14 protein-coding genes and 1 pseudogene are annotated in these 15,312 nt (G+C 70.9%); 11 read left to right on the top strand and 4 right to left on the bottom strand.

From position 1 onward, the window contains the following. The first annotated feature begins 103 nt into the window (after nt 1-103). Genes OG787_RS07855 through OG787_RS07845 form a run of 3 tightly spaced genes read left to right on the top strand, consistent with a single transcriptional unit; the run spans nt 104 to nt 3,869 of the window. The gene (locus OG787_RS07855) at nt 104-2,617 is read left to right on the top strand and encodes a protein kinase domain-containing protein (RefSeq protein WP_405534664.1); all 2,514 of its coding nucleotides are present in this window, start codon (nt 104-106) and stop codon (nt 2,615-2,617) included. Between the two features lie 56 nt (nt 2,618-2,673). Beyond that, complete coding sequence (locus OG787_RS07850; protein ID WP_405534663.1) at nt 2,674-3,585, top strand: HipA family kinase; 912 nt, start codon at nt 2,674-2,676, stop codon at nt 3,583-3,585. Beyond that, nucleotides 3,582-3,869 carry a SelT/SelW/SelH family protein gene (locus OG787_RS07845; protein WP_405534662.1) on the top strand — a complete coding sequence of 96 codons (288 nt, stop codon included), beginning with the start codon at nt 3,582-3,584 and terminating at the stop codon, nt 3,867-3,869. Before OG787_RS07850 ends, OG787_RS07845 begins: the two co-directional genes overlap by 4 nt. Before the next feature lie 12 nt (nt 3,870-3,881). Here the strand turns inward: OG787_RS07845 and aceB are convergent, their stop codons facing one another. Both aceB and OG787_RS07835 read right to left on the bottom strand, forming a co-directional pair. Further along, on the bottom strand, nt 3,882-5,504 hold the full coding sequence (gene aceB / locus OG787_RS07840) for a malate synthase A (protein ID WP_405534661.1): 1,623 nt from the start codon (nt 5,502-5,504) through the stop codon (nt 3,882-3,884). Nucleotides 5,505-5,630: 126 nt separating this feature from the next. Continuing rightward, nucleotides 5,631-6,242 (bottom strand): NTP transferase domain-containing protein, encoded by a 612-nt coding sequence (locus OG787_RS07835; RefSeq protein ID WP_405534660.1) that lies wholly within the window; start codon nt 6,240-6,242, stop codon nt 5,631-5,633. 203 nt (nt 6,243-6,445) lie between these two features. On the opposite strand from OG787_RS07835, the gene OG787_RS07830 reads away from it, so the two are divergent. Continuing rightward, the gene (locus OG787_RS07830) at nt 6,446-6,730 is read left to right on the top strand and encodes a DUF5955 family protein (RefSeq protein WP_369030341.1); all 285 of its coding nucleotides are present in this window, start codon (nt 6,446-6,448) and stop codon (nt 6,728-6,730) included. Nucleotides 6,731-6,850: 120 nt separating this feature from the next. On the opposite strand, the gene OG787_RS07825 is transcribed toward OG787_RS07830, so the two are convergent. After that, a complete protein-coding gene (locus OG787_RS07825; RefSeq protein WP_405534659.1) occupies nt 6,851-7,657 on the bottom strand; it encodes an IclR family transcriptional regulator in 807 nt (268 codons plus the stop codon). 246 nt (nt 7,658-7,903) lie between these two features. Here OG787_RS07825 and allB point away from each other — a divergent pair, with 246 nt between their 5' ends. The 3 genes from allB (at nt 7,904) to OG787_RS07810 (ending at nt 11,399) form a co-directional block, all read left to right on the top strand. After that, complete coding sequence (gene allB / locus OG787_RS07820; protein WP_405534658.1) at nt 7,904-9,244, top strand: allantoinase AllB; 1,341 nt, start codon at nt 7,904-7,906, stop codon at nt 9,242-9,244. A gap of 67 nt (nt 9,245-9,311) precedes the next feature. Then, nucleotides 9,312-10,463: an allantoicase gene (alc, locus tag OG787_RS07815; RefSeq protein ID WP_405534657.1), complete on the top strand. Its 1,152-nt coding sequence runs from the start codon at nt 9,312-9,314 to the stop codon at nt 10,461-10,463. 309 nt (nt 10,464-10,772) lie between these two features. Beyond that, nucleotides 10,773-11,399 (top strand): dihydrofolate reductase family protein, encoded by a 627-nt coding sequence (locus OG787_RS07810; protein ID WP_405540448.1) that lies wholly within the window; start codon nt 10,773-10,775, stop codon nt 11,397-11,399. 181 nt (nt 11,400-11,580) lie between these two features. On the opposite strand, the pseudogene OG787_RS07805 reads toward OG787_RS07810, so the two are convergent. Next, nucleotides 11,581-11,769, bottom strand: a pseudogene (locus OG787_RS07805) (ribonuclease domain-containing protein); the annotation flags it as partial. A 579-nt stretch (nt 11,770-12,348) separates the two neighbouring features. On the opposite strand from OG787_RS07805, the gene OG787_RS07800 reads away from it, so the two are divergent. The 4 genes from OG787_RS07800 (at nt 12,349) to OG787_RS07785 (ending at nt 15,148) form a co-directional block, all read left to right on the top strand. Continuing rightward, nucleotides 12,349-12,558, top strand: a complete 210-nt coding sequence (locus tag OG787_RS07800) for a hypothetical protein (RefSeq protein ID WP_369037864.1) — start codon at nt 12,349-12,351, stop codon at nt 12,556-12,558. Between the two features lie 15 nt (nt 12,559-12,573). After that, nucleotides 12,574-13,683 carry a transcriptional regulator gene (locus OG787_RS07795; RefSeq protein ID WP_405534656.1) on the top strand — a complete coding sequence of 370 codons (1,110 nt, stop codon included), beginning with the start codon at nt 12,574-12,576 and terminating at the stop codon, nt 13,681-13,683. Next, entirely contained in the window at nt 13,665-14,249 is a 585-nt protein-coding gene (locus OG787_RS07790) for a helix-turn-helix domain-containing protein (RefSeq protein ID WP_405534655.1), read from the top strand. The genes OG787_RS07795 and OG787_RS07790 overlap by 19 nt, the downstream gene beginning before the upstream one ends. Before the next feature lie 182 nt (nt 14,250-14,431). Further along, nucleotides 14,432-15,148: a ParA family protein gene (locus OG787_RS07785; RefSeq protein WP_405534654.1), complete on the top strand. Its 717-nt coding sequence runs from the start codon at nt 14,432-14,434 to the stop codon at nt 15,146-15,148. The last annotated feature ends 164 nt before the right edge of the window (nt 15,149-15,312 follow it).

The following is a 15,312-nucleotide window of genomic DNA, read 5'->3' as shown; positions in this document are numbered from 1 at the left end:
CGTTCCGGACCCGGTGACGTCATGAGCGAGACATCTAGACTGATGGCCGGTATTGGGGAGACTTGCGGCTGATTGTGGCCGCTCGACGGGGGATGGGGGAGTCATGAAACCGCTCGGAGCAGGTGATCCCGCCTCTGTCGGGGAGGGCAGATACCGGCTGGTCGGACGGCTCGGCCAGGGCGGAATGGGCGTCGTCTACTTCGGCCGGTCGCGGTCGGGCCGGGCGGTGGCCGTCAAGGTCGTACGACCGGAACTGAGCACGGAACCGGGCTTCCGGCGCAGATTCGCCGACGAGGTGGCCGCGGCCCGCCGCGTCGGCGGCTTTCACACCGCGCCGGTCGTGGACGCCGACCCGGAGGGTGAGCCGGCCTGGCTGGTGACGGCCTACGTACCCGGCCCCACCCTGCGGGACCTGCTCGACCAGGTGGGCCCCCTGCCCGCGGACACGCTCACCGTGCTGGCCGCCGGCCTCGCCGAGGCGCTGGCCGCCATCCACCAGGCCGGGGTCATCCACCGCGACCTGAAACCCGCCAACATCATCGTCGCGGAGGACGGCCCCCGGGTCATCGACTTCGGCATCGCACGGGCCCTCGACGGTACGGCCCTCACGCAGACCGGGTTCCAGATCGGCACGCTCGGTTTCCTCGCGCCGGAACAGCTCACCGGCGGCACGCTCACTCCCGCGGTGGACATGTTCGCCCTGGGCGTGGTGCTCAGCCAGGCGGCGGGCCGCGCTCCCTTCGGCGACGGGGCGTCGGCCGCCTGGCCCTACCGTGTCGTCCACGAGCAGCCCGACCTCACGGGCCTTCCCGGCGGGCTGCGCGAACTGGTGGCGGCCTGCCTGGCCAAGGACCCGCTCGACCGCCCCGACCCGTCGGAGTTCCTCGACCAGCTCACGGTCCGCCACCCGTCGGACACCTGGCTGCCCGCCGAGGCGACCGCACTCATCCGGAGACAGGCACCGGTGACGGACCGCCCGTCGGCGGCGCCCACCGACCCGCGCGCGGGTGCGTTCGGGCCGCCGCCGGTCGCCGATGGGCAGCCCTTGGCGATGGACCAGCGTGCGACGGTGGCCGTGCCGCCCCCGGTCGTTGACGGGCAGGCCTTGGCCGGTGACCGGCGCGCGACCGTGTCCGCGTCGCCGTCGGTCGGTGATGGACCGGCCTCAGCCCTTGACCCGCGCGCGGGTGCGTTCGGGCCGCCGCCGGTCGCTGACGGGCAGGCCTTGGCCGGTGACCGGCGCGCGACCGTGTCTGCGTCGCCGTCGGTCGGTGATGGACCGGCCTCGGCCCTCGACCCGCGCGCGGGTGCGTTCGGGCCGCCGCCGGTCGCCGATGAACAGCCCCTGGCGATGGACCGGCGCGCGACGGTGTCCGTGCCGCCGCCGGTCGGCGATGGGCAGGCACTGGTCGGCGACCAGCGCGCGACCGTCCACGCGCCGCCCCCGGGCGCCGAAGGGCAACACCCGGCCACCGACCCGCGCCCCGCCACGCCCACCCCGACGGCGCCAGCCGACGGCCGGGCCGTGGGCTCCTACCCCCTGACCGTCCAGTCGCCGCCCGGCCCCGGCTTCGGGCCCCCGCCGGACGTCACGCCCGTACAGCCGCCCGGAGGGCTCGTGCCGCCCGGCGGTGACGGGGCGCGGCGCGGGCGTCGAGGGACGGTCGCCCTGGCGGCGCTGCTGGTCGCGGCGGCCGTCGCGGGGCTGCTCGTGTGGCATCCCTGGACCGGTTCCGGTCAGGGCGATGCCGACGCCGATGGCGCCTCGCCGTCGCCCCGGAGTTCGACCCCCGCCGTGTTCCCCGACGCCCCGCTGCTGGTCCGGCTGGACACGGAACCCGGATCGTCGGAATGCCACAGCGTGATCGGCCGCCGCGACTCCACCACGGACAATCCCGAACAGCTGATCGACGGGACCTGTGACGCCCTCCCGCAGTGGTCCCCCGACCGCGAGTCGTTCGCGTTCACCCGCAAGACGGCGGACGGATCGGCCGTGTGGACGGCGAACGCGGACGGCAGCGACGTCCGCCGGATCGGCGCCATCTCGGGCGGCCGGGTCTCCTGGTCCCCGGACGGCGAGCGACTGGCCGTCCTGCGCCGCGACGCGGACGGTGTGCAGCAGCTGTACGCCGTGAACGTCTCGGACGGCTCCGCGCAGCAACTGACCACCGGCACCGGGAAGGTGGACGACCCGGCCTGGTCCCCCGACGGCAAGCGCATCGCCGTCTGCCTACAGAAGACGTCGGGCTGGCAGGTCCACGTCGTCGATCCGGCACAGCCGGGCGCCGAACCCCGGCAGGTGACCCACCAGTCCCGGCGGGCGCTGGACCCCGTCTGGTCCCCGGACGGCCGCTACTTCGCGTACACCGCCGGAGCACCCGACGAGGGGACGGGGGGTGACATCCACATCACCAAGACCGACGGCAGCGGCGACAGGACACTGGTACGGACGGCCGCCCAGGAGATGGACCCGGTCTGGTCACCGGACGGCAAGTGGGTGGCCTTCGTGCGGGGGCCGTTCGACCGGCCGGCGATCTGGGCGATCCGCGCGGACGGCACGGGCGCCCGCAAGCTCACCACCGGCAGCACACCGGAGGGGCACCCTTCCTGGCGCTGAGGTCGGCGCCGAGAAACGCCGTAGTGGCTGTCACACCTGATCACTATGCTCGCGTCATGAGAGAGGTCACGGCAACCCGCTACGTAGAGCCCCTGAGGTCGGGCGGTTCCGTCCCCGGCGTGGTCGAGGCCGACGACCTAGGCACCTACGTCGTGAAGTTCACCGGCTCCGCGCAGGGCCGCAAGGCACTGGTCGCCGAGGTGATCGTCGGAGAGCTGTCCCGCGCCCTGGGACTGCGCTTCCCCGAACTCGTCCTCGTCCACTTCGACCCGGAGATCGCCGACGAGGAACCCCACCAGGAAGTACGGGACCTGCACAGCGCCAGCGCCGGCCTGAACCTCGGCATGGACTACCTGCCGGGCGCGCGGGACTTCACCCCGGAGGTCGCCGCGAACTGCACGGTCGACCCGCTGGAGGCCGGAAAGATCATCTGGCTCGACGCACTGACCGTCAACGTCGACCGTACGGTCCACAGCTCCAACCTGATGATCTGGCCGACGCTCGGCATCGCGCCCCCGCGTCTGTGGCTCATCGACCACGGCGCCGCCCTCGTCTTCCACCACCGCTGGGACGGCGCCGACCCCACGAAGGCCTACGACTTCCGCCACCACGCCCTCGGCCACTACACCCCGGACACCCGGGCCGCCGACACCGAACTGGCCCCCCGGGTGACCGAGGACCTGCTGCGCGGCATCGCGGCCGAGGTGCCGGACGCCTGGCTGGCCGGCGAACCGGGCTTCGCGACACCGGACGACGTCAGGGAGGCGTACGTCGGCTACCTGCACGCGCGCGTGCGGGCCTCGGCCGCCTGGCTGCCCACCGACTTCCCCACCCGGGAGGAACTCGCCGCCGAGGAGGCCCTCCGGGCGGCGAAGACACAACGAGGCCGCCCGAGTTGGCTCAAGCGGGTCCCCGACCTGCACGGCAAGCCGGCGGCGGAACAGGATTGGTCGGTGCATCTCGGATGAGCCCCCACGCCCCCGTCGTACAGATCGAGTACTGCACCCAGTGCCGTTGGCTGCCCCGCGCGGCCTGGCTGGCACAGGAACTGCTCACCACCTTCGAGACGGAGCTGGGCGAGCTGTCGCTCAAGCCCGGCACCGGCGGCGTGTTCGTCGTCCGGGTCGACGACGAAGTGATCTGGGACCGCAAGGAGCAGGGCTTCCCGGAGCCCACGGCCGTGAAGCAGGCCGTACGCGACCGAGTGGCCCCGGGAAGATCCCTGGGCCACTCGGACAAGCCGGATTCCTAGAAGACCAGAGGATCAGCCCTTGAGCTGCTCGTACGCCGGCAGGGTCAGGAAGTCCGCGTAGTCGGCGTCGAGGGCGACCGTGAGCAGCAGGTCGTGGGCCTGCTGCCAGTGGCCGGCCGCGAAGGCCTCCTCGCCGATCTCCGCGCGGATGTTCGCGAGTTCCTCGGCGGCGATCTTGCGGGCCAGCTCCGGGGTTGCCTTCTCGCCGTTCTCGAACTCGACGTCCGCGTTGATCCACTGCCAGATCTGGGAGCGGGAGATCTCGGCGGTGGCCGCGTCCTCCATGAGGTTGAAGATGGCGACCGCGCCGAGCCCGCGCAGCCACGCCTCGATGTAACGGATGCCGACCTGCACGGCGTTGACCAGTCCGTCGTACGTCGGCTTCGCCTTCAGCGAGTCGACGGCGATCAGGTCGGCGGCCTCGACGTGGACGTCCTCGCGGAGCCGGTCCTTCTGGTTCGGCCGGTCGCCGAGGACCGCGTCGAAGGAGGCCAGGGCGATCGGGACGAGGTCGGGGTGGGCGACCCAGGAGCCGTCGAAACCGTCGCCGGCCTCGCGGTCCTTGTCGGCCTTGACCTTCTCGAAGGCGACCTTGTTGACCTCTTCGTCGCGCCGGGACGGGATGAACGCGGCCATGCCGCCGATCGCGTGCGCGCCGCGCTTGTGGCAGGTGCGGACGAGGAGTTCGGTGTAGGCGCGCATGAACGGGGCGGTCATCGTCACGGCGTTGCGGTCCGGGAGGACGAACTTGGCGCCGCCGTCACGGAAGTTCTTGACGATGGAGAAGAGGTAGTCCCAGCGGCCCGCGTTCAACCCCGAGGCGTGGTCGCGGAGTTCGTAGAGGATCTCCTCCATCTCGTACGCGGCCGTGATCGTCTCGATGAGGACGGTCGCACGGACCGTGCCCTGCGGGATACCGACGTAGTCCTGCGCGAAGACGAACACCTCGTTCCACAGCCGGGCTTCGAGGTGCGACTCGGTCTTGGGCAGGTAGAAGTACGGGCCCTTGCCCAGGTCGAGGAGCCGCTGCGCGTTGTGGAAGAAGTAGAGGCCGAAGTCGACCAGGGCGCCGGGCACTTGCTCCCCGTCGACCTGGAGATGGCGCTCGTTCAGGTGCCAGCCACGGGGCCGCATGACGACGGTCGCGAGGTCCTCGTTCGCCTTGAGGGCGTACGACTTGCCGCTCTTCGCGTCGGTGAAGTCGATGTTCCGGGTGTAGGCGTCGGCCAGGTTGACCTGACCGAGGACCACGTTCTCCCAGGTCGGTGCGGAGGCGTCCTCGAAGTCCGCGAGCCAGATCCTGGCGCCCGAGTTGAGGGCGTTGATCGTCATCTTGCGGTCGGTGGGGCCGGTGATCTCGACGCGCCGGTCGTTCAGCGCGGCGGGGGACTCGGCGACCCGCCAGGAGTCGTCGGCGCGGATCTCGGCCGTCTCCGGGAGGAAGTCGAGGGTCGAGGTGCGGGCGATCTCGGCGCGGCGCTCCGCACGGCGCGCGAGCAGCTCGTCACGCCGGGGCGTGAACCGCCGGTGCAGCTCGGCCACGAAGGCCAGCGCCGCGTCGGTGAGCACCTCCTCCTGCCGGGGCAGGGGCTCGGCGTCGACGATGGCCAGCGGGGACGGCGCTGGTGCGGACATGAGCGGTCACTTCCTTCAGCGGGCTGGGCTGTGGGTTGCTGGGTGCTGCTGGAACGGGTGTTTCTGCTGAACGGATGCTAGTTTCCTCATCGTGGAAGTTCAATAATTTGTTGATGTCGAGATTCTCTACTCCAGCCGGTCCAGGTCGGCCGCCGTGTCGATGTCGTACGGCTGTGCGACGTCATCGCACTCGACGAGGGTGAGCGCGTCACCGTGGTCCTTGAGATAGTCGCGGGCGCCCCGGTCCCCGACCGCGACCGCCGTGATACCCGCCCAGTGCGCGGCGCCGAACAGCACCGGATGGCCGCGCGTTCCGCCGTACGAGGCCGCCGCGAGGGACTTCTCGGAGGCGTACGCGGCGAGAACGCGGGCCATGGCCTCCGGCCCGATGCCAGGCTGGTCCACCAGTGAGACGAGGGCCGCGCGGGCCGACGTGGCCCGCAGGGACGTCAGCCCCGCCCGCAGCGAGGAGCCCATGCCCTCCGTCCACTCCGGGTTGTCGATCAGGACGCACCCGGGCAGGACGGCCCGTTTCCGTACGTCGTCGGCGCTCGCCCCAAGGACGACATGGACCGGGTCGCAGCCCGCCGTACGCAGGGCGTCGGCCGCGTGTTCGACGAGGAGGCGTCCGCGGTGTTCGAGGAGGGCCTTGGGGTGACCGCCGAGCCGTCGTCCCCCGCCCGCCGCGAGCAGCAGCCCCGCCACCTGGTCCGGTACCTGGTCCGGCTTCTCCGTCATGCCTCCTGCATACCTGACGCGGAGGCGAACCGGCGGTGTTCACGGACGTTCGCGGGCTGAATTTCGGCCCATGGTGTGGCGCCTGTCGCGCGGGTGGCGTTTACTGTCCGGCGTCCCCGGCGCCCGACCAGCGCGATGGGGGCGTGCGGGGCGCATGTGGGGGCCGTGGGGGAGCTGTGTTGCGGAGCTTGGGGCAGAGGTCGGTGACCGGCAGCGACGAAGATCCGAGAGTGGCGGAGTTGCGGACCGCGGTGTCCCGGCTGCGCCGCGAACTTGCCGCGCACCCGGCCGAGTTCCCCGACCGTGGCATCGCCGAGGACGAACTGGCCTCCCTGGCCGCGATGGCCATCACCGGCCGCCCCGAGATCCCGCGCCTGCGGCGATCGTTACTCCTGGTCGCCGGGGCGATCGGCTCGGTCAGTGCGCTGGCTCGGGGGCTGTCGGAGGTGCGGGCGGCGGTGGAACTGTTCGGGGACCAGCGGCGCTGAGAACTCCGTTGGACGGGTGGTTTGTACGCCGCGGGCCGGTGGGGGCTGGTCGCGCCCCGCGGCGGAGCCGCAGATCGACACAGCCCCGCGTCCCTTTGGGGCGCTGTGGCGCACCCGAGATCAGTGCGCGGGGCTGCCCGAGCTGGCCAGGGCCTCCGACAACTCGGCTGCGACCTGCTTCAGTACGGGGACGATCTTCTCCGTCGCCTCCTCCGTGACCCGGCCCGCCGGGCCCGAGATCGAGATCGCGGCGGCGGTCGGGGAGTTGGGCACGGAGACCGCGAGGCAGCGGACGCCGATCTCCTGCTCGTTGTCGTCGACCGCGAAGCCGAGTCGGCGTACCTCCTCCAGGGCGGTCAGGAAGTCGTCCGGGGTCGTGATCGTCTTGTTCGTCGCGGCCGGCATGCCCGTACGGGCGAGCAGGGAACGCACCTCGTCCGGCGGGACGTCGGCGAGCAGGGCCTTGCCGACGCCGGTGGAGTGCGGCAGGACGCGCCGGCCCACCTCCGTGAACATGCGCATCGAGTGCTTGGACGGCACCTGCGCCACGTACACGATCTCGTCGCCGTCCAGGAGCGCCATGTTCGCCGTCTCGCCGGTCTCCTCGACCAGTCGGGCCAGGTAGGGGCGGGCCCAGGTGCCGAGCAGCCGGGACGCGGACTCGCCGAGGCGGATGAGCCGCGGGCCGAGCGCGTACCGGCGGTTGGGCTGCTGTCGTACGTAGCCGCAGACCACGAGCGTGCGCATGAGCCGGTGGATGGTGGGCAGCGGCAGCCCGCTGCTCACGGACAGTTCGCTCAGGCCGACCTCACCGCCCGCGTCGGCCATACGCTCCAGCAGATCGAAGGCGCGCTCCAGGGACTGCACACCACCGCTGGCGGCGGCGGGTTTGGCGGCGTCGGTGGAGCTGGCGCTGGGCGTCGGCACGGCGCGTTCCTTTCACGGCTGACAGGCGATGATGCAGCCTACCGGTCGGTTGCTTGACGGCCTGCTTGTATGTAGCTACGTTCTGATTTCTGGAACTGTAATTCCGTTCTGTGGAAACATCCAGGTTGTCGCCGGGGTCACTCTTGACGGTACGAGGAGGGCGGGGAAGACTCCTTCAACAGAACGTTGAATTCCGTTACGTGGAAGTTAACGGCGGGATTCACGGCGGCAGAGAGGGGTCTCCGAGTGTCCGACGTCGAACTGGTGTTGCGCTCGACGCGCGTCATCACGCCCGAGGGGACGCGCGCGGCCACGGTCGCGGTCGCCGACGGCCGGATCGCGGCCGTACTCCCGTACGAGGCCGACGTACCGCCCGGCGCGCGCCTGGAGGACTTCGGCGACGACGTCCTGCTGCCCGGGCTCGTCGACACCCACGTGCATGTCAACGACCCCGGCCGCACGGAGTGGGAGGGCTTCTGGACCGCCACGCGCGCGGCGGCGGCCGGCGGCATCACCACCCTCGTCGACATGCCCCTCAACTCCCTCCCACCGACGACGACGGTCGACCACCTCCGTACGAAGCGGGACGTGGCCGCCTCCAAGGCGCACATCGACGTCGGCTTCTGGGGCGGCGCGCTGCCCGACAACGTCAAGGACCTGCGCCCGCTGCACGACGCCGGGGTCTTCGGCTTCAAGGCGTTCCTGTCACCGTCCGGCGTGGACGAGTTCCCGCACCTCGACCAGGACCGACTGGCCCTGTCGATGGCCGAGATCGCCGACTTCGACGGACTGCTGATCGTGCACGCCGAGGACCCGCACCACCTCGACACGGCCCCGCAGCGGGGCGGCCCCGAATACGCCCACTTCCTCGCCTCGCGCCCGCGCGGTGCGGAGGACACGGCGATCGCGAACCTGATCGCCCAGGCGAAGCGGCAGCACGCGCGCGTGCACGTGCTGCACCTGTCGTCGAGCGACGCGCTGCCACTGATCGCCGAGGCGAGGGCGGAGGGCGTGCGGATCACGGTGGAGACCTGTCCGCACTACCTCACCCTCACCGCCGAGGAAGTCCCGGACGGCGCCAGTGAGTTCAAGTGCTGCCCGCCCATCCGTGAGGCCGTCAACCAGGACCTGCTGTGGCAGGCGCTCGCCGACGGCACGATCGACTGCGTCGTCACCGACCACTCCCCGTCCACCGCCGACCTCAAGACCGCCGACTTCGCGACGGCGTGGGGCGGTATCTCCGGGCTCCAGCTGAGCCTCGCGGCGGTGTGGACGGAGGCGCGGGGGAGGGGCCACTCCCTGGAGGACGTCGTGCGCTGGATGTCCACGCGTACGGCCGCCCTGGTGGGCCTCGACGCACGCAAGGGCGCCATCGAGGCGGGCCGCGACGCCGACTTCGCGGTGCTCGCCCCGGACGAGACGTTCACCGTGGACCCGGCGGCCCTCCAACACCGCAACCGCGTGACGGCGTACGCGGGCAAGACCCTCACCGGTGTCGTCAAGTCGACATGGCTGCGCGGCGAACGCATCGTGGCGGACGGCGAGTTCACCGACCCGAAGGGGCAACTCCTCACCCGTATCCCCTGACCCGTCCCCGGCTTTCCGCCCCCCCTGGCACCCGCAGCGCCGACTCCGAAAGGCAGAACTGATCACCGTGACCGCGATTCCGAGCTTCACCGGCGACGCGAACCCCTACGGAGGCGGCGACCCGTACGCGGACTACCGCACCGCGGACTTCCCCTTCACCCAGTACGCCGACCTCGCCGACCGCCGTCTCGGGGCCGGGGTGATCGCCGCCAACGACGAGTTCTTCGCCCACCGCGAGAACATGCTCGTGCCCGAGCCCGCCGAGTTCGTGCCCGAGGACTTCGGCCACAAGGGCAAGGTCATGGACGGCTGGGAGACCCGGCGCAGGCGCGGCGCGTCGGCGGAGCACCCGTGGCCGACGGCCGAGGACCACGACTGGGCCCTCGTCCGGCTCGGCGCGCCCGGCGTCGTACGGGGCATCGTGGTCGACACGGCGCACTTCCGCGGCAACTATCCGCAGGCCGTGTCGGTGGAGGGCGTGTCGGTACCGGGCTCACCGTCCCCCGAGGACCTTCTGTCGGACGACGTGAAGTGGACGACGCTGGTACCGCGCACGAAGGTCGGCGGCCACGCGGCGAACGGCTTCGAGGTGTCGGTCGAACAGCGCTTCACGCACCTGCGCGTCAACCAGCATCCCGACGGGGGCATCGCGCGCCTGCGGGTGTACGGCGAGGTCGTCCCCGACCCCGCCTGGCTGGCGGTGCTGGGCACCTTCGACGTGGTCGCCCTGGAGAACGGCGGCCGCGCCGAGGACGCGTCCAACCTCTTCTACTCACCGGCGTCGAACACCATCCAGCCGGGGCGCTCCCGCAAGATGGACGACGGCTGGGAGACGCGTCGCCGCCGCGACCAGGGCAACGACTGGATCCGCTACCGCCTGGTGGCGCGGTCGGAGATCCGGGCGATCGAGATCGACACGGCGTACCTGAAGGGGAACAGCGCGGGCTGGGCGACGGTGTCGCTCCGGGACGGCGAGAACGGGGAACAGGGAGAGAACGGGGAGCAGGGAGAGAACGGCGGCTGGACCGAGATCCTCCCGCGCACCCGCCTCCAGCCCGACACGAACCACCGCTTCGTCCTCCCGACCCCGGCAACGGGCACCCACGCGCGCGTGGACATCTATCCGGACGGCGGGATCGCCCGACTGCGCCTGTTCGGCTCACTGACGGAGGAGGGCGCGGGGGAACTGGCGGGGCGGTATCGAGAGCTCGGGGGGTGAGACGGGCGGGGGTGCCACGGGGCTTGTTTTCGCCCCCGCCGCCCCTACCCGTCCCATCCTCGGGGGCGCTGCCCCCGAACCCTCTCGTCCTCAAACGCCGGACGGGCTGAGAAACCCAGCCCGTCCGGCGTTTGAGGACGAGGCCGTTCAGGCCGATGGCGGGGGTCTGGGGGCGGCAGCCCCCAGGGATGGGACGGGTAGGGGCGGCGGGGGCGAGGAACCGCTGGGGCGGTGGCCGATGAGTTGCGGGCCCCGGAAGGGTCTGAGCTGATGACAACCAGGACCCCTCCCAGAGAGCAGGCATCCGCCATGGGCACCCTCACCCTCACGTCCTTCGTCACCCTCGACGGCGTCTACCAGGCACCTGGCGGCCCCAACGAGGACCCGCGTGACGGCTTCACACAGGGCGGCTGGAGCGTCCCGTACGGGGACGAGGACTTCGGCCGGTTCATCACCGAGGTCTTCGAACGCGTCGACGTCTTCCTCCTGGGCCGCCGTACGTACGACATCTTCGCCTCGTACTGGCCCAAGGTCACCGATCCCGCCGACCCGGTCGCGTCCCGGCTGAACGCTCTGCCGAAGTACGTGGTCTCCGCCGGTCTCAGGGAACCGCACTGGGCCGGCACGACCGTGCTGAGCGGTGATCTCGGCAAGGAGGTCGCCGCCCTCAAGGAGCGCACCGACCGTGAGGTCCAGGTGCACGGCAGCGGCGCCCTCGCCCAGTCCCTCCTCGCCCTGGACCTGGTCGACAAGGTCCACCTGCTGACCTTCCCGGTCGTCCTCGGCGCCGGCCGCCGCCTCTTTGCAGAGGGCGCCGTTCCGACCGCCTTCCGGCACATCGGAGGCCGTACGACCGCGGCGGGCGTCTCCATCCAGACGTACGAGTCCGCGGGCCGCCCGGAATACGGCACCTACGAGCTTCCGGAGAACGCGTAGGCGCAGGCATAGGCGTAGCAATGCGATCTGTGCGAGACACCGCGATATCGCGAGCAAATACCGCGTGTTCGAGATGTCGAAGCGCCGCGTCATTTCGCGCCATTCCGAACTGCCTTGCCCCGCGCCCTATGGAGGTGTGGGGGGGGGTACGCGGGGCAAGGAGTTCAGCGGCACATGCCGATCAGGTCGCGCCGTTCCTGGAACCGAGTCGTGGGGGACTCAGCAGCCGTAGTCGATAGCCGTAGTCGATCAGGTCGAACGAGGCGTAGTGGTCGGAGGTGTAGTAGTCCTCCTGGTACTCCTCACCCGTGACGATGCGACGGGCACCGCGCGTGGAGGAACCAGGGGTCTTGACCGTGTACTCGTGGTAATCCGACCGCACCCCTCTGACCTGCACTTATGGAGGCCGAACCGGCTGTGACCTGCTAGGACGGGTTGCAGAGGCGATCGGAGGCGGTCAGAGGAAAACGCTCTGATTCGACCCCGGTTCGACCTGGGCCGCTCAGAGGCAGTCAGAGGTGATCCCTCTGCAACTTGCCTCCGAGGGACCCGAGTTGACGGAGTTCGATCAGGAGCGGTGACCTCGACGGCTCTCTGTTCCCGCCTTGGTCGAGTTGCGATGGGGACGCCTGCCTCCAGAGCGGGGCCAGGCATACGAATGCCTCCAGGACGGCAATCCTGGAGGCGTTGCTGGCACCGATCGGAGTTCGGTTCCGGGCGTCACCCGTGGTTTTAGCGGGCCTGGGTGGCTCCCTTGTCTTTGCGAGACGACCTCACCGTGGCACACCACAACCACCCCGCAGAACCACAGCGGCAGACCACTCACCCATTCAGCTGACTCGGTCTTCACCACCTCCGCCCGGCAGCCGCCGAGCTCACCCTGCTCGGGGATCTCACCGGCCGCTACGCGACGGGCAGCTACAGCAGGCTCGGCTCCGACGGCCGGACCGTGACCGTGCGCCCCGACCGGGCGGGGGCAGCCGAGCACGGGCACCGCGTCACAGCGGCGATCGCCTGCCATGTCGCTCGGGCCGGCGGCAGCATCGAGGAATTGGCCCGGCTGCTGCTGCACCCCGACCACGAGGGCGGCCGGCACGCCCAGCACATCGCACTGCGCTCGGGGCAGGCCCGCGCCCTGGACTACATCCGACGGGTGTGAGCCAGTGCCTCGGCTGTGATCTCCGGAACCCGAACGCTGGACTCACCTCACGACGCCTACGAGGTTCTCGCCGCGCTGCGGGACCGCATCGAGACCACTCCCTGGCGCGGCGAGCGGGGACGGACCGCGTTGCGTGTGCTGCGGGCGCATCTGAACTTCGCCGAGATTGCCGGTGGCCCGCTGCACCACGCCAGCGAGCGGCAGACCGCGGAGGAAGCGGGGATCTCGCGGACGACGCTGCGCGTGGTCTACGAGACCGTCCTCAAGCCCGGGGGCTGGCTGCGTCGGCTGCGGGTCGGGCACGGCCGGGAGGGCTCCTCCTGGTACCTCGACCACGGCAGCGCCGGTGGCCGTCGTGGCTCCGCTTCACTGTCTCGTTTCTGGACCACTCAGTACCCCCCCGACCTGGCACTTGAGGAGTGGACCACCCCTGGGACGGCCACGACGGCCGACATCGACTCCACCGTCATCGCCCGCCTGATGGACCACGACGCCTTCGCCCACCGCGGCCTCGGCAGCTCCGCCCTCATGATCATCGGGGCATTGCACGTCCGGCCCGTTCAGACGGTCAGCCAGCTTGCCGGCACGGCCTCCGTGTCCCGTGCCACTGCCTACCGGACCTTGCAGCGCCTGGCCGACCAGGGTCTCGTCCAGCACACCGGCGAGACCTGGACCCTCGCTCCCCGTGCAGTGGACGGCTTCGGCGACAGCCCCCTGGATGCCGCCACGGAACCGGGCACCCGGCCGGCACAGGGCTGGGACGGCATCGCCCAGTGCTACGGCACGGCGGGCGCCGCAGTCCGGCGCAGGACTCTGCACGCGATCGAGCGAGCGGCATACCAAAAGGCACTGGACCGGCGCGCGGAACACCGCAGCAAAGCCACCGTGATCGTCCGCAACGGGAGCCAGGTCCTGGTGCCGGCACCCCGGCCCGACGAGATCCCGTCCGCGTGGCAGAGCCCGGACGGCAGCGTCCTCGACCCGGTCACCGGTCGGACTGCCGCCGACTGGCGCTTCGCCACCGACGGCCGACTGATCCTCATCACCCCTGCTGACCAGCGCAGTTACGACGAGATGACTACTGCCCATGCCGAAGCCCTCAGGGAATGGAACTCCGCCGCGTGACTCCACAACCTCCACCCGCCGATGCCGAGAGCGCATCGGTCACTCCTCAAGGCCTGCGCGAGCAGTACGAGTCCGGCGCCACCGTCGCCGAACTCGTCGCCGCGAGCGGGCTGTCGTACGGCACGGTCCTCAACCGATTGCGCGAGGCCGGGACCGTGATGCGCACCTCGTGGCAGACGCGCAGGATGCGCGACGGGCAAGCCCGCCGTAATCTCGCGGCTCGTCTGCGCCGCCTCTACGAGCAACAGGGCGCCACGCTCACGGAGTTGGCCACGGCAGCGTCCGTGACGCGACGTGCCGCGCGGCGGCTGCTGATCGAGGCCGGGGGCGCGCCCCGCACCGCCCAGCAGACACTCCGCATCCGCTCCGCAGCCAACGCCGCACGGCGAAAGAAGCTCGCGCTGTCCCTCCGCGCGCGATACGAAGCCGGCGCCACCGTGCCGGACCTCGCCGAGGAGTGCAACTACTCCATCGGCACCGTCTGTCGACTCCTCCACCAGGCAGGCACCCGGATGCGGCCCAAGCACAACCACGGCCCGTCCCGCACCCCGAAGAAGCGGTCATGAGCGCCCCCGCACCTGTCCCCGGCCAGGCCCGGCAGGCCAAAAGACCGACAGCGCGCCATCCCGGATCCAGCACTCCAGCACGGGGTCCTCCGTCGACGGCAAACACCCACAACCCAACGCCGGCCTCCTCGCTGGCGCACGCAAGTCAACCCACCTTTCCAGATTCAGGAGATCAAGCACACATGAGTGAGAACACCCGACCCAAGACCCTGGCCGCAGCCACGGCGAGCGCCTGGGACGCCTTCGTCATCGTGGTCGGCATGCTCAAGGGCGGCACCGGCAAGACCACCTCCGCCTGGTTCATCGCGCTCTACCACGCGGTCGTCCTCGACCTGCCGACACTGCTGCTGGACGCGGACGCGACCAGCCAGTCCGCCTACGACTGGTTCAAGGTCGCCCAGGCCGCCGGCTTCGAGATCCCCGCCAACCTGGTCATCACGCGGTACCCGTTCGACGACATCGCCGAGTACATCAGCGCCAAGCGCGCCGAGTTCGGCGCGATCGTGGTCGACGTCGGTGGCGGCAGCACCCGCATCTTCCACGAGGCTGTTACCGAGGCGAACCTGCTGCTCGTGCCGGTCGCCCCCACCAAGATCGAGCGCCGCAAGCTCGTGGCCACCTTCGACGAGGCCGAACGCGCCGCCGCCCGCAACGAGCACGGCGTCATCGCCCACGTCGTCATGGTCAAGGCCGACGACCGCACCAGCCTGCCCAGCCGGGCGAAGGACCAGCTGCTGGAGCCCGCCGCAGGTGAGGGCATCGGCCCGGACCGCGACGAGGCGTTCCCGCTCGCCGAGACCACCATCCACTCGTGGGTGCACTACATGGAGGCCTTCGGCGAGATCCCCACCGAACTGAGCGAATACGCCAACCTCATGAAGGAGCTGACCGAGGCATGAGCGAGAACAACGACAGGCCGAAGCCGCCGTCCCGCCGCACCAGCGGGCGTCCCCTGGGCGGGGCCAAGAAGACGGCCCCACCGCCCCCTCCGCCGGCCGCCGAGCTCACGCCCGAGCAGTTCGCCGCCGAACAGGCCGCCGCACGGGGTGAGGGCCCTCCCGCT

This window comes from Streptomyces sp. NBC_00075 (genome assembly GCF_045041225.1).
Taxonomy (GTDB): domain Bacteria; phylum Actinomycetota; class Actinomycetes; order Streptomycetales; family Streptomycetaceae; genus Streptomyces; species Streptomyces adonidis.
The sequence above is the reverse complement of the archived record's forward strand: the minus strand, read 5'-3'. Positions and strand labels throughout refer to the sequence as shown.

Coding starts and splice junctions, on each gene's coding strand:
- OG787_RS07845 (WP_405534662.1), top strand. CDS start 3,582: ATGAGCCCCCACGCCCCCGTCGTACAGATCGAGTACTGCACCCAGTGC.
- OG787_RS07790 (WP_405534655.1), top strand. CDS start 13,665: ATGGAACTCCGCCGCGTGACTCCACAACCTCCACCCGCCGATGCCGAG.
- aceB (WP_405534661.1), bottom strand. CDS start 5,504: ATGTCCGCACCAGCGCCGTCCCCGCTGGCCATCGTCGACGCCGAGCCC.
- OG787_RS07810 (WP_405540448.1), top strand. CDS start 10,773: ATGGGCACCCTCACCCTCACGTCCTTCGTCACCCTCGACGGCGTCTAC.
- OG787_RS07785 (WP_405534654.1), top strand. CDS start 14,432: ATGAGTGAGAACACCCGACCCAAGACCCTGGCCGCAGCCACGGCGAGC.
- OG787_RS07855 (WP_405534664.1), top strand. CDS start 104: ATGAAACCGCTCGGAGCAGGTGATCCCGCCTCTGTCGGGGAGGGCAGA.
- OG787_RS07850 (WP_405534663.1), top strand. CDS start 2,674: ATGAGAGAGGTCACGGCAACCCGCTACGTAGAGCCCCTGAGGTCGGGC.
- OG787_RS07835 (WP_405534660.1), bottom strand. CDS start 6,242: ATGACGGAGAAGCCGGACCAGGTACCGGACCAGGTGGCGGGGCTGCTG.